13 protein-coding genes are annotated in these 13,660 nt (G+C 68.0%); 2 read left to right on the top strand and 11 right to left on the bottom strand.

The annotated features are described in order from the left end of the window. Positions 1-322 precede the first annotated feature (322 nt). Entirely contained in the window at positions 323-778 is a 456-nt protein-coding gene (locus D1409_RS14875) for a pyridoxamine 5'-phosphate oxidase family protein (protein WP_123537781.1), read from the top strand. Positions 779-789: 11 nt separating this feature from the next. Here the strand turns inward: D1409_RS14875 and D1409_RS14870 are convergent, their stop codons facing one another. From D1409_RS14870 to D1409_RS14830, 9 genes are all read right to left on the bottom strand, one after another. Beyond that, complete coding sequence (locus D1409_RS14870) at positions 790-2,304, bottom strand: tryptophan 7-halogenase (RefSeq protein WP_123537780.1); 1,515 nt, start codon at positions 2,302-2,304, stop codon at positions 790-792. A 271-nt stretch (positions 2,305-2,575) separates the two neighbouring features. Beyond that, positions 2,576-3,157 carry a 2Fe-2S iron-sulfur cluster-binding protein gene (locus D1409_RS14865; protein ID WP_123537779.1) on the bottom strand — a complete coding sequence of 194 codons (582 nt, stop codon included), beginning with the start codon at positions 3,155-3,157 and terminating at the stop codon, positions 2,576-2,578. 96 nt (positions 3,158-3,253) lie between these two features. Beyond that, positions 3,254-4,168, bottom strand: coding sequence for a phosphogluconate dehydrogenase (NAD(+)-dependent, decarboxylating) (gnd, locus tag D1409_RS14860; RefSeq protein ID WP_123537778.1), 915 nt, complete (start codon positions 4,166-4,168; stop codon positions 3,254-3,256). 171 nt (positions 4,169-4,339) lie between these two features. Further along, positions 4,340-5,239, bottom strand: a complete 900-nt coding sequence (locus tag D1409_RS14855) for a tetrahydrofolate dehydrogenase/cyclohydrolase catalytic domain-containing protein (RefSeq protein WP_123537777.1) — start codon at positions 5,237-5,239, stop codon at positions 4,340-4,342. A gap of 258 nt (positions 5,240-5,497) precedes the next feature. After that, positions 5,498-6,433: an ABC transporter ATP-binding protein gene (locus D1409_RS14850; RefSeq protein ID WP_123537776.1), complete on the bottom strand. Its 936-nt coding sequence runs from the start codon at positions 6,431-6,433 to the stop codon at positions 5,498-5,500. Further along, entirely contained in the window at positions 6,430-7,593 is a 1,164-nt protein-coding gene (locus D1409_RS14845; RefSeq protein ID WP_123537775.1) for a FecCD family ABC transporter permease, read from the bottom strand. The genes D1409_RS14850 and D1409_RS14845 overlap by 4 nt, the downstream gene beginning before the upstream one ends. A gap of 101 nt (positions 7,594-7,694) precedes the next feature. Continuing rightward, positions 7,695-8,654 carry an NAD(P)/FAD-dependent oxidoreductase gene (locus D1409_RS14840; protein ID WP_123537774.1) on the bottom strand — a complete coding sequence of 320 codons (960 nt, stop codon included), beginning with the start codon at positions 8,652-8,654 and terminating at the stop codon, positions 7,695-7,697. Further along, entirely contained in the window at positions 8,655-9,866 is a 1,212-nt protein-coding gene (locus D1409_RS14835) for an ABC transporter substrate-binding protein (protein WP_123537773.1), read from the bottom strand. After that, positions 9,863-11,137 carry an ABC transporter substrate-binding protein gene (locus D1409_RS14830; RefSeq protein ID WP_123537772.1) on the bottom strand — a complete coding sequence of 425 codons (1,275 nt, stop codon included), beginning with the start codon at positions 11,135-11,137 and terminating at the stop codon, positions 9,863-9,865. The genes D1409_RS14835 and D1409_RS14830 overlap by 4 nt, the downstream gene beginning before the upstream one ends. A gap of 157 nt (positions 11,138-11,294) precedes the next feature. Here D1409_RS14830 and D1409_RS14825 point away from each other — a divergent pair, with 157 nt between their 5' ends. Further along, positions 11,295-12,398, top strand: coding sequence for an aminopeptidase (locus tag D1409_RS14825; protein WP_123537771.1), 1,104 nt, complete (start codon positions 11,295-11,297; stop codon positions 12,396-12,398). A gap of 293 nt (positions 12,399-12,691) precedes the next feature. Here the strand turns inward: D1409_RS14825 and D1409_RS14820 are convergent, their stop codons facing one another. Together D1409_RS14820 and D1409_RS14815 are read right to left on the bottom strand one after the other, a co-directional pair. After that, the gene (locus D1409_RS14820; RefSeq protein ID WP_123537770.1) at positions 12,692-13,120 is read right to left on the bottom strand and encodes a hypothetical protein; all 429 of its coding nucleotides are present in this window, start codon (positions 13,118-13,120) and stop codon (positions 12,692-12,694) included. After that, a complete protein-coding gene (locus D1409_RS14815; protein WP_123537769.1) occupies positions 13,117-13,629 on the bottom strand; it encodes a DUF7342 family protein in 513 nt (170 codons plus the stop codon). The genes D1409_RS14820 and D1409_RS14815 overlap by 4 nt, the downstream gene beginning before the upstream one ends. Between the last annotated feature and the right edge of the window lie 31 nt (positions 13,630-13,660).

Raw genomic sequence — 13,660 nt, 5'->3', positions numbered from 1 at the left:
CCCCGACCGACGAGCTGGCACAAAAGGGTTGGTGTCATCCGACCGCGCCGTCGATTCACCGGTTGCCGTGCCTCGACCGGTTGATCTCGCCATCCGGGGCACCCACCTGCCACGACACATAAACTACATTTCGCGATATAAAATCGAGTGCAGTTCGGGATCGGACGAGAAGAGAGACACAGAAGAACACGCCGCAGAGGCCGTCTCGGACGACTCGAACGGGTGAATCGAAAACCCGGAGACGCGCGCCGAATCGAGTATTGCGAGCGGAGCGTCGGGGTCCGGCCGCGGGCTTATTAGCTCGACGGGCGTATCAGTTCGCATGACCGATGCGGAGGAGATCGAGATGGAACCCGAAGAGCGCGACCGGTTCCTGGGGACGGGGGGAACGGGAGTCCTCTCCCTCTCGACGCGAGGGGACGAACCCCCGGACGCGGTTCCGGTGTCCTACGGCTACGACCAGACGGACGACGTCTTCTACTTCCGTATCTCGCTCGGTCCCGGCGACGACCCCGAGGACCTCGCCGACAGACCGGTGACGTTCGTGGCCTACGGGACCGAAGGCGAGGACGACCGGTGGTGTAGCGTCGTCGCTCGCGGACGGCTCGAGGACGCGGACGAGGAGAAGATCGCGACCGAGACGCTGGCAGGGATGGAGCGGGTCGACATCCCGCTGGTCGACGTGTTCGAGGAGCCGTTACGGATGGTGTCGTTCGACTTCTTCCGACTCCAGCCCGACGAGCTGACCGGTCGGACGGAGTCGCTCGTCAACGACTGACTCCGACGAGCTCAGTGTTGACCCAGCACGCCGTGGTAGTACTCGCGGTGGTCGTAGTGGTCGGCCACGTCGTCCTCGATCGCTCCGTAGTGCTGGTCGACTGCTCGCCGGACCGCGTCGCTCAGTTCGAAGTCGTGCGTCTCGTAGAACTCGGAGGTGGCGCCCATGTTCCGCATCAGCGCGTAGAAGTGGCGCGCCCGGAAGAACAGCAGGTCGTCGTGTTCGGAGTGTATCGCCGGGTCGACGTGCGTGTCGAACCCGTGGCGGTCGAAGTGCTCGATCAGCATCTCCGTCCGCGGGCTGAGTTCGATGTCCTGAACGTCCCGCCAGAACTCGGTGCCGCCGTCGGCGTAGGCGTAGTGGACACTGATGAAGTCGTAGATCGCCTCCCACGACCGTGAGACCCACCCGTTGTACCGCTCCCTGACCGCGTCGTCCGCCACCCGCCCGTGCCCCGACAGGAGCGTCGCGAGCGTGACCGACGCCTTGGCGTTGGCCGTGAGCCCCGTCGACTGGAGCGGTTCGACGAACCCCTCCGCGTTGCCGATGGCGACGCAGTTCTCGACCCACGCGCGCTCGTGGTAGCCGGACGTGAACTCGTATTTCACCACGTCCTCGGCCGCGATCCCGTCGCAGTGGTCGACGAACTCCTCTCGAGCCGCCGCCTCCGAGACGTACTCCGAGGCGTAGACGTACCCGCGATCGCGGTTGTCGAACGTGTCTATCTGCCAGAACCAGCCGTGGTCGCCCGTGTCGATGACCGTCGCCGGGACGACCTCGTCGAGCGAGAGGTCCGACCGCGCGTTCAGCGCCGAGTCGAGCGGGAGGTCGAACTCGTGGAACTCGTCGCTCTGCTCGCGTTTCAGCACGCGGGAGAAACCCGTCGCGTCGACGTACAGGTCCGCTTCGTACGCCCCGTTCCGACCCCGGAGTCGCTGGATCCGGTCGTTCGCGACGTCGACGGTGACCACCTCGTCGTCGATCAGCCCGATGTCCCGGTCGAGACACAGGTCCCGCAGGAACGTGTTGAACCGTTCGGTGTTGAGGTGGTAGGCGACGTTGTCGTACTTGCGAGTGCCCCCCTCTCGCGGCGAGAAGTACCAGGGCGATTTGCCCTGCGACACCATCTCCTCGCACTTCGACTGGTGGTCGGTGCTGTTGTGGAGTTCGTCGTAGTAGTAGTGGTACCCCTCGTTCGTGTCTCGCTCGTTGGGGTTCGGGAACTTCCGGTTCTGGTCGAACGGGTAGTGAAAGGGGGGATAGCCACACCAGTCCCGGAAGTACACCGAGGCCTTCCAGACGGGTTTGACCGCCGAGACGAACGCCCGTTCGTCGATCCCCAGGTCCTCGTGCAGGATGTGCTGGATCGCCAGAAACGTGCTCTTTCCGACCTGTGGGACGTCTTCCTCGAAGTCGTCGATCACCGAAACGTCGAGCCCCGTGTTCATCTTCTTCAGAGCGAGCGCCGCCAACAGCCCCGAATCCCCGCCCCCCACGACGACCACGTCGTCTATCTGGTCACTCATCTCCCCCAGTGTCTAGAACGAACGTATATGATATTTATTCCCGATCGAACGACACGTATTCGGGGTATCCGGCGGTCAGAGAGGCGATATCACACTCACTGACGTCCACGAGGCCGTCGCAAACCGAGCCCGAGCGGTTTGAGCCCGTGACATCTCGGCCCGGAACCAGCTACTGTGTCCGCTAAGCGACGGGCCCTCGGATCGAGATGGGCGCTGTCGCTCGGTATCGGTGCGAGACGGAGAGAACGCGGAACACTCGTGACCGCGGCGTTCAGGGCTGCTCGCCGGTTTCGAGCGTGAAGTCGTCAACCGGATAGGCGACGCAGGTCAGGCAGTAGCCGTCCTCCATGTCGTCGTCGAACAGCGCCTCGTTGTGTTCGTGCTGGATGTAGTCGAGCGCGGGGCCGTCCTGGATCTGCCCGGCACAGGAGACACACTGGCCCTGGCGGCAGGCGTACGGCAGGTCCCAGCCCTCCTCTTCGCCGACGTCGAGGATGTTCTCGTTGTTGGCGATCTCGATGGTCTCGCCTTCCTTGGCGAACTCGACCTCGTAGTACTCGACCTCGTCCTCGGGGATCGACTCGGGGTCGAAGCCCTCCTCCTCCTCGCTCTCTTCGCCCTCTTCGAGCTCTGCACCGCCTTCACCGGACGGGATGGCGCCGGCTGCGCCGCCGCCGATGGAGCGGTTCATAGGTTCGGGGAAGTCGGTCTCGGGCACCGCCGCCGCTCGCTGTTCGAGGACGTCCTGGGAGATGTCCGCCGCCGGCTCCCAGCCGGTCCCCTTCGCGTAGTGGATCGCGACGACGATGAGCGTCAACCCCGCCCCGAGCACGACACTCGTTAGGTCGACCATATCTCTCGCTTCGGAGTGCCCGTATAATTAGGTGACGCTTCGACCCCGGACAGCGGCCGAGAGACGCGCCGAACGTGTTACGCGCGCGGTGAGTATCTACTCCTCGCGCCGCGGAACTTCGTGGCGACCGAACCCGTACCGGAGCCGGTTCGCCAGCCGCCGGGAGAACCGACCGGGCCCCTCGCCTCCCGCCGACCGGGAGTCGAAGCGCTCGGCGAGCGCCTGATAGATGAGCGGCACCGGCACTTCCTGTTCGAGCGCCTCCTGGACGGTCCAGGTCCCCGTCGACCCGCCCTCGACGCGGTCGGCCACGGTCCCGAGGTGGTTGCCCTCCTCGCGGAACGCCTCCTCGCAGAGTTCGAGCAGCCACGAGCGGATGACCGCACCGTTGTTCCACGTGCGCGCGACGGACTCGAGGTCGAGGTCGTACCGGCCGTTCGCGAGCAGTTCGAACCCTTCGCCGTAGGTCTGCATGAGCGCGTACTCGACGCCGTTGTGGACCATCTTGACGTAGTGGCCCGACCCGGCGGGACCCATGCGGTCGTGGCCGTCCGGGCCGGTCGCGACGGCGTCGAAGACGGGCGTCAGTTCCTCGTAGGCCCACTCGGGGCCGCCGACCATCAGCGAGAAGCCCAGCTCCGCGCCGGCGGGGCCGCCGGAGGTGCCGCAATCGAGGTAGGCGGCCTCGGTCGACTCCGCGCGGCGGACGGAGTCCTCGAAGTAGGAGTTGCCGCCGTCGACGACGACGTCGTCCTCGTCGAGGTGTGGTTCGAGGTCGTCGAGCGCGGCGTCGACCGCCCCGCCGGCCGGGACCATCAGCCAGACCCGTTTCTCGTCGCCGAGTCGTTCGACGAGGTCGACGGCGGAGTCGGCCGGCGTCGCGCCCGCGTCGGCGGCCGTCGCGACCGCTTCCTCGTCGAGGTCGAAGGCGACGACCTCGTGCCCGGCGTCGAGCGTGCGGTCGACGACGATCTGCCCCATCCGTCCGAGTCCGATGACGCCCAGTTGCATACCTGCTCGCTCGCCGGGCGCGCAAGTAGGGGTTGTGGTTCGAAGCGGGAGCGGCGAACCCGGCGTCACGACCGAAATCGCAGCACAGGAGGACGCGAACCCCCGAACCACGAGCGGATCGATGCGGTGCGTATCACTCGCCACGGCAGGTTTCGTATAGCGCGTGGCGGTTTACTGCCGCTCCTCACCGACGGACGTGCCGGCCTGAATGCGAACGGCTTCGACGGTGTTGCGGTGGAGCATCACCCGCGTCATCGGGCCGACGCCGCCGGGAACGGGCGCGAAGTAGTCTGCTTTCGGCTCCACGCTCGCCGCCTCCACGTCGCCGACGAGTTCGTAGCCGCGTTCGGTGTCCGCCGGGACGCGGCCGATCCCGACGTCGACTACCGTCGTTCCCTCACTGACCATCGATCCGTCGAGGAACTCCGGGTCGTCCACGGCGACGACGAGAACGTCGGCGTTCCAGGTCTTCTCGGCGAGGCCGTCGGTCCGACTGTGGCAGACCGTCACCGTGGCGTCGCCGCCCTCGCCCCGCTGGGTCAGCAAGGCCGCCAGCGGCTTGCCGACGATCATCGACCGATTGACGACGACCACGTGCGCGCCCGCGAGGTCGATCTCGTACTCGGCGAGGAGTCGCTGGATCCCGAGGGGCGTACACGGGACGAACCGTGGGTCGCCCGCGACGAGCCGACCGACGTTCTCGGGGTGGAGTCCGTCGACGTCCTTCTCGGGGTCGATCTCGCGGACCGCCGCCCGCCAGTCGACGTGATCGGGCACGTCGTCCTGGATCAAGATCCCGTGGACCGCCGGGTCCACATTGAGATCCGCGATGGTGTCGTGGAGCGTCGCGGCCGATTCGTCGGGGTCGAGGTCGACGTGCGTCCCGTCGATACCCAGTTCGGCGCAGTCGCGCTGTTTCATCTCGACGTACGACTCCGCGGCGGGGTCGTCGCCCATGTGGACGGTCGCCAGTCCGGGCCGGACGCCCGCGTCCGCGAGTCGTTCGACGGACTCGCGCAGGTCGTCGCGGAGTCGAGCGGCCAGTGCCTCGCCGTCGAGGGTCGTCGCCATGGAGAGAAACGGCGGTCACCGGGCGGTAAGCACTCCGATGCGGGGAATCCGGCGTCGACACTGTGTCGTCTCTCCCGAGCGTGTCACGACGGCCGTCTCGCACCGAATCGGCGCTGCTCAGACGGGTCGTCCGTGGCGGCGCTCCCGCGATTCGATATATCGGCATGCCGTTGACAGCGTCAGACGCGGTCGAACCGGTCAGGAGACAGGAGAGCGGAAAAACAGCCGTTCGGGAGCGCGAGAGCGACGAATACGGATTCAGCGGTGGCGGTCGGCGCCGGCGTCGTCGTGGAGCGGGCGGAGCGGCGTGATCTGCGGGCCGATGTCGGACTGGGTGACGGTCGCCTCGATGCCGAACACGTCGGCGAGCATCTCCTCGGAGACCACGTCCTCGGGCTGGCCGCGGCTCTGGACGGCGCCGTCCTTGAGCGCGACCACGTGGTCGGCGAGGCGCGCGGCCTGCTGGAGGTCGTGGAGGACGACCACGACGGTCTTGTCGCTCTCGTCGCGCAGGGTCTCGACGATCTCCATCACTTCGAGCTGGTGGTGCATGTCGAGGAACGTGGTGGGCTCGTCGAGCAGGAGCACGTCGGTCTCCTGTGCGAGGATCATGGCGATCCAGACGAGCTGTTTCTGGCCGCCGCTGAGACTACCCACGTCGCGCTCGCGCAGGTGGTCGACCCCCGCGAGGTCGATCGCCCGGTCGATCGCGTCGAGGTCTCCCTCGGTCAGCCCGTCGAAGAAGCCGCGATGCGGGTAGCGACCGTGTTCGACGAGCTTCTCGACGGTGATGCTGTCCGGCGCGACGTTCTCCTGGGAGAGCAGACCGAGCCGGCGAGCGAGGTCCTTCGAGTCCATCTCGGTCACGTCGGCGCCGTCGAGCCGGACCGTCCCGGCCTCGGGCGCCAGCTGATCGGCCATCGCTTTGAGGAGCGTGCTCTTGCCGCTCCCGTTGGGGCCGACGAGGGCGGTCACCTGGCCGGGCGCGGCGACGAGGGACTCCCCGTCGACGACGGCCTCCTCGCTCGTCGGGTAGCCGACGACGAGGTCTTCGGCGTCGAAGGGGGTGCCCACGGGTTCGCTGGCCGCGACGGCGGGCGCCGAGAGCGCGGTCTGCGCGTCCGGCGTCTCGTCGCAGTCGGTGTGGTCGTCGTCGCGGTGCGTCCCGATCGGGGTGGTGTCGCTCTGGCTCATATCTCTCCGAGTTGCTCCTGTTTGCGCATCAGGTAGAGGAAGTACGGCCCGCCGACGAGGCCGGTGACGATGCCGACGGGGAGCTGTCCGCTCCCGCCCATCAGGACCGGAATCGCGAGCCGGGCGCCCACGTCGGCGGCGACCAGCAGGGCGGGACCGGCGAACAGACAGCCGACGACGAGGCGCTTGTAGTCGCTCCCGACGACGTTACGGACGACGTGCGGGACGATGAGGCCGACGAAGCCGACGATTCCGGCGACGGCGATGCTCGCGGCGGCGGCCAGCACACCCACCGCCGAGAGCGCGAACCGCATCCGTTCGACGTTCATGCCGAGCGACGACGCGGTGCGTTCGCCCAGCAGGAGGACGTTCAACTGCCGCGCGCCCACGAGCGCGAGGCCCATCGCGACGATGGTCCACGGGAGCGCGGTGCGGACCTGCTCCCAGTCGGTGCCCGTCAGCGACCCGGTCGTCCATGCGATGGCGGACTGGACCACGCCGATGTCGTCGGCGAAGAAGAACAGCCCGGTCTGCAGGCTCTGAAAGACGGTGCCGACGATGACGCCGGCGAGGACCAGTCGCACTGGCGAGGTCCCGCCCTTCCAGGCGATGAGGTAGACGAGGACGAACGCGCCCATCCCACCCGCGGCGGCGATGAGCGGCAGCGCGGTGGCCAGCACCGGGAACACGACCAGCGTGAGGAGGATGAGCAGGCCCGCCCCCGACGAGACGCCGAGGATGAACGGACTGGCCAGTTCGTTCCGCGTCACCGCCTGGAAGATGGCGCCCGAGACGGCGAGGTTCATCCCGACGAGCATCGCGACGAACACCCGTGGTAGGCGGATGTTCCAGACGATGAGCGTCTCAGTCGCCAGTTCCGGGAGCTCGCCCTGGAACCCGGTGACCGTCCGCATCAGCTCCTCGCCGAGCAGGAAGTTGAGCAGCCACCGCTCGTCGAGCAGGACCGCCGTGTCGACGACCGACCGCCAGGCCTCCCCGACCGACATCGAGTACGACCCGAAGCTCACCTGCACGAGCCCCGCGGCCACGACGAGGGCCAGACTCCCGAGACACAGCGAGAGGAGCGACCCGTCGATCCAGGCGAAGCGCGCGCTCTCGCCCGCTTCCCGCTCGGCGCCCGACGTGACGTCTTCTGCCATTCGATCGTTTTAGGTTTACCTAAACACAGTCTTAGTAATTGCGGTTCGAGACCGAAGCGAGAGGGGTTCAGGGTCCCAGACTACTCGAGAGGCTGTCGCGGCTACTCGGTGTCGGCGCGGTCCGCCTCGATCTCGGCGGCGCGTTCGAGGACGAGATCGTCGTCGAGGTGTTCGAGCAGTTCCCGGTGAGCGCGGTCGGTCAAATCGGCGACCTCCTCGGGCGACCGATGCGTCTCGAAGGCGTCGTCGATATACTCCTCGCGGAGGTCGGCGAGGCGCTCGTCGCCCGTCTCGTGGTCGTCCGGGACGCGCTCGTCGAACCACTCGCGCCAGCGCTCGCGGTCGCCCCACTCGCCTTCGAACTCGCTGTCGGGGCGAACCCAGTCGTAGTGGCGAGCGAGGTCGGTCGGATAGCCACGTTCGGCCCGGCGGTCTTCGAGGAGCGTCCGGGCGACGTGGGCACCGCGACCGGCGGCGACGACCGCCTGCACGTCTCGCTGGCCCGCGGGCGAGGCGACGTAGAGCCCGTCGACCGGCGTCCGCCCGTCCGTATCGGAGTAGTCCGGGTCGAAGTGTTCGTGTTCCTCGCCGCCGTGTTCGTGGGTCTCGAACATCGCGTCGCCGCCGAGAGGGCGGAGATACTCGCCGTCGTAGCGCGTCGCCGCGACGACTCGGTCGGCGAGGACGCGGCGATCGTCCTGCGTCTCGACGGCGAAGGGGGCTGTCGAGTCTCCGTCCTCGTCGCCCACTGGAGCCCGCTCGACCGACTCGACCAGATCGTCCACGAGGAGACAGCCGGTCTCGCGCGCGTGCTCGCGGAGCAACGTCTGGAAGGTCTCGATGTCGATGCCCGCGGGGAATCCCGGGTAGTTCCCGAGGAACGCACAGCGGTCGAGCGAGGCTGAACCGCGGTCGAAGACGGCTGTGTCGAGGCCGTAGCGCGCGAGGAAGACCCCGGCGGCCGCGCCCGCCGGACCGCAGCCGACGACGACGGCGTCGTAGCGGTCCGTGCTGTCGGTGTCGACGGAGCGGTCGCCGCTCTCGCTCGCCCGCCCGGCCATCTACAGGTCCCCGTTCACGATTTCCGCGACGCGCTCGCGGTCGAACAGGTCGACGTCGACGCCGTACACCTGGCTGGCGCCGCGCTCGGTCAGGACCATGTTCGTGATCGGGCCCTGGTAGAGGCCGCCGCCGCGGTAGACGTCGTCGTTCTGGACGGCGGTGAGCGCGCTCGCGGTCTGGTGGTCCTCGAGGTGCGAGACGACGGTGTCCTCGAACTCCGAGCGGGTCTTCGCCTCCTGTCCGCGGAACAGGACGATCTCGGGGTCGATCTCCAGGAGCGTCTCGAAGTCGATCCGCGAGCGGTCGCTGTGGAAGTCCTGCACGTCGGTCTCGGCCAGCGCGTCCCTGACGCCCAGATCGCGCCACTGCTTGAAGCTGGTCCCCTCGCCGATCAGGTACGGCGAGAACTCCTCGGGTTCGTCGCCGCCGGCCCACATGATCGCGACCGCGGGCCGGTCGCTCTCGTTCTCGGGGACGACCGACGAGACCTCGCTCTGGAACTCCTCGTGGACGGCTTCGAACGCCTCGTAGCGCTCGCGTTCCTGGAACGCCGCGGCAAGCTTCTCGAAGGCCTCGTACAGCGAGTAGTACTGGTAGTCCTCGTGCCACCCGTAGCCCGTCGAGAAGATGCTGTTGCCGAAGAAGGGGCCGGCGCTCTCGGCGACCTCGTCGACGTCGGACTGCTCCCATCCCTTGAAGCGGTTCATGAGGAAGTTCGGGTCGACGACGTGGATATCGGCGTCCAGTTCGTGGAACAGTTCCTTGTCGACCTCGCCCTGGTAGAGCGAGACCATGTCGCTCTTGTCGACGCTCACGCCGGGGATATCGTCGTAGTACTGGGTGTGATAGCGGCCCGTGAGCCAGACGGCCTCCGGCGGTTGGAGGCCGAGTGCGACGCCCATGTCGGCCCACGAACCGTTGTTCGCGACCCACGTCTCGGGGACCGAGTCGAAGGTCACCTCGCCGACCGGCTCCATCGATACCGAGTATGGCGTGTCGGGCGTCGACTGCGTGCCGGCCGGAGTGTCGGTGGCCGCGTCTGTCGGCGCGTCCGTCGGCGTCTCGGTCGGCGCGTCGGTGGCGGCCGATTCCGGGGTATCGGTCGACCCGGAGTCGCTCGTACAGCCGGCGAGCAGGCCGCCGCCGAACAGCGCCGCGCTGGTGGTCAGGTAGGCTCTTCGTGTCGTCTCGGAGGGACTGTCGTCAGTCATTGTGAATCGGTGATGATCGCGGCGACGCGCTGGTGGTCGAACAGCTGTTCGTCCGCGGAGAGGTCGGGGTACGGGCCCTCGACGTACGTCGGCCACTCGCCGAACTGCTCGGGGTAGCACTGCTTGGCGCCCATCTCCAACTGGAAGAGGTTCAGGAGCGGGCCCTGGTGGCGGGTGCCCTGGGCGTAGACGCGGCCCTCGTCGACGGCGGTGACGCCGCTCGCGACCGGGTCGTCTTCGAGCGTCTCGCGGATCGCGGCCATGTCGTGGGCGTCGACGACACCGCCGAGCGCCACGAGAACGTCGGGGTCGGCTTCGGCGAGCGCCTCGTAGTCGATCTTCGCGCCGTTCGCGACGGTGGTGTCGGCGAAAGCGTCGACGGCCCCGAGCGGGCGCGTGTGGGCGGCGTGGTACCCCGCGCCGTTCACGTCGTAGGTCCACATCCCCTCGTCGCGGGTGGACGGGAGGACCATCGCGACGGACGGCCGCTCGGACTCCGGCGGGAGCCCCGATTCGATGGTCGCGAGGAGGTCGGCGCGGACCTCGGCGAGCGCCTCGTAGCGGGCCTCCTCCCGGAGCGCGCTCGCGACGTGGCCGAACGTCTCCCAGAGCGAGTAGTACTCGTAGTCGTCGGCGTAGGGCTCGGGCGGCTCGCCGTGTTCGGCGCTGAAGGAGTTGCCGAACCACGGGCCGACGTGCTCGGCGATCTCCGCGACGTCGCCCTCGTTCCAGTCACCCATCGTGAGGACCTTCGCCGGGTCGGCGAGGTGGATGTCGCTGTCGAGCTCGTAGACCGCTTCCTTCGGGGGGTTCCACGAAGCGAGGAGATCCGACCAGTCGACGCTCACCCCGTCGAGCTGGGGCGTGAACGCGTTCATCAGCGAGTTCGTGTACTCGACGGCGTAGACGGCGTTCACGTCGCCGCCGCGACCCAGCGCCAGCGCCATGTCGGCGTGGCTGCTCATCACGGTGAAGATCGATTCGGGCGGTTCGTCGAAGCTGACCTCGCCCATCGGCGCCATCTCGACGCTGTAGGCCGTCGACGGGGTGGCCGACTCCGTCGCGGGCGCGTCGGTCGTGTCACCGGTGGACGGCTCAGCTGCCGTCGGACTCGCGGACGCGGCGTCGGTCTCCGCGGGCGTCGTCTCACCGGCCGTGTCGGGCGAGTCGTTCCCGCCGACACAGCCGGCCAGTAGTCCACCCGCCGTGAGTCCGACCCCGGCCCGGACGAATCCGCGCCTGGTCTGCTCGATGTCCGGCTCGTCTCCCATACGTTTTAGGCTAACCTAACTCTATAAAGTCGTTACGAAATTTAGGTCCCCCTAAAGAGGTGCGGAGAGCAGTTCTACCCCAAAGATGAGGAAGGATCCGGGGCGACGGCGGTCCGTCGCTCGCCATCGTTTTGCCCGTGGCGGCCGACCTGCGGGCATGGACGAGCGCATACGAGAGCACGCAGAGACGCTGGTCGACTGGAGCGCACGCATCGAGGCGGGCGACGACGTGGTCGTGTCGGTCGACGAGGGCGCCCACGACCTGGCGGTCGCCGTCGCGGCGGCGCTGGGCGAGCACGGCGCGAACGTGACGACCGTGTACAGCTCCGAGGAGGTCCAGCGCGCCTATCTCCGCGCACACGACGGCGAGTTCGACGAGGACCCCATACACGAGTTATCGCTATACGAAAACGCCGACAGCGTGCTGTCGCTGGGCGGCGGGCGAAACACGGCAGCGACCGCCGACGTGCCCGGCGAGCGGACGCAGCGCTACGGTCGCGCCCGGCAGGACATCAGAGAGGCCCGGCTCGCCACGGACTGGGTGTCGACGGTCCACCCCACTCGTGCGCTCGCACAGCAGGCGGGCATGGCCTACGAGGAGTACGCCGACTTCGTCTACGACGCCACGCTCCGCGACTGGGAGCGTCTCGCCGAGGAGATGGGCCAGTTGAAGGAGATCCTCGACGACGGTGACGAGGTCCGCATCGTCAACGAGGGGACGGACCTGACCCTCTTTATCGACGGTCGCACAGCGGTCAACTCCGCCGCGAGCGTCGCCTACGACTCGCACAACCTGCCCTCGGGCGAGGTGTTCACGGCGCCCTACGACACCGCCGGCGTCGTCACCTTCGACGTGCCGATGACGATCCGCGGGCGTGACGTGCGCGACGTGAAGCTCACCTTCAAAGACGGCGTGGTCGTCGACTGGGAGGCCGCGCAGGGCGAGGACGTGATCGACGAGGTGATCCAGACGGACGGCGGGTCCCGGGTGCTCGGAGAGCTGGGGATCGGCATGAATCGCGGCATCGACCGCCCGACCGGGCGGATCCTCTTCGACGAGAAGATGGCCGGGACGGTGCATCTCGCGCTCGGCCGCGCCTACGACGCCTGCCTGCCCGAGGGCGAGTCCGGCAACGACTCGGCCGTCCACGTCGACCTCATCACCGACATGACCGGCGACTCCCGACTGGAGGTCGACGGCGAGGTGATCCAGCGGGACGGCGTGTTCCGGTGGGAGGAAAGCGAGGGCCGAACGCAGTGAGGCCCTCGGATACCGAGCGGCGAACGCGGTGAGCCGTGAGGAAGAAAGCGAGGGCCGAGCGCAGTGAGGCCCTCGGATACCGAGCGGCGAACGCGGTGAGCCGTGAGGAAGAAAGCGAGGGCCGAGCGCAGTGAGGCCCTCGGATACCGAGCGGCGAACGCGGTGAGCCGTGAGGAAGAAAGCGAGGGCCGAGCGCAGTGAGGCCCTCGGATACCGAGCGGTGAGCGAAGCGAACCGTGAGGAGGGTTCGAGGCCTGAAACACGGCGGCCCGAGAAACCGCCGGTTCCGCTCACTACTCGTGGAGCGTGGAGACGCGGTCGGCGACCCAGTCGAGCACGTCGAACAGCACTCCGAGGTGGTGCGAGTCGTCGATCGACGACTCCCCGACGACGGGCGAAGCGTCCGGTGGCGGATGGAAGTGTGCGGTCGGCGCCTCGGGCTTGGGATGGCGGTCCCAGCGACACTGCCAGGAGCCGTCGTCCCGGGATTCGAGATAGTGGACCGTGTACTCACCGCCGTCGTACCAGCTCACGTCGATCCGGACGGCGTCGACCGCGTCGGGATACTGGTCGGCGTCGAGACGCAGTTCGAGTCGACGCGGCGAGATGCTGTCCGGGCGGAACGACCAGTCGCTCACGAGGTCGTGTGAACGCGCGCGGCGCCCCAGCACCTCCAGCGTGGCGACGTCGAGCGGCCCGCCCGGGGAGTCGTCGGGCGTCACGCGACGGCGCCGTCGTCGGTCCGTGATTCCGCTCGATCGACCGCGTCGCGGAGCACTCGGATGTCGCGGCGAACGGTCCGCCACTCACGGAGGTCGTCCCAGCGGTCGTGCAACTCGTCGTGGTCGTCGACTGCGAGGTCGTCGGTCCCGACCGCGTCGGGGTCGGGCACGCCGTATCGGTCCTGAAACTCCCGATCGCGGTCGATCAGGTCGTCGACGCGATCCCGGAGCGCAGCGGGGCTGTGTTCGTCGGCCAGCGACTCGACGCGTTTCCACCGAAAGTAGGAGTCGTTGCGCCGGTAGGTCGCCGGCCGCCCCGCCTGCCGTCGCGCGACCCCCATCTCCGTCAACTGTTCGAGCGCGCCTCTGGCCGCGGTCTCCGAGCAGTCCGCCCGCTCGGCGAACACCGCCGCGCTCACCGGCTCAGTCGTCCCGACGATGACGTCGTAGACCCGCTGGAACGTCGTCCGGTCGTCCCCCCAGTGGTCCCGTGCCGATGGCTCGCTCATATCTCGATTTCGAGTGCGGGCCATATATCTG

The organism is Halosimplex salinum (genome assembly GCF_003730195.1).
Classification (GTDB): domain Archaea; phylum Halobacteriota; class Halobacteria; order Halobacteriales; family Haloarculaceae; genus Halosimplex; species Halosimplex salinum.
Note: the sequence above shows the minus strand (reverse complement) of the source record. Positions and strands in the feature narration are given on the sequence as shown.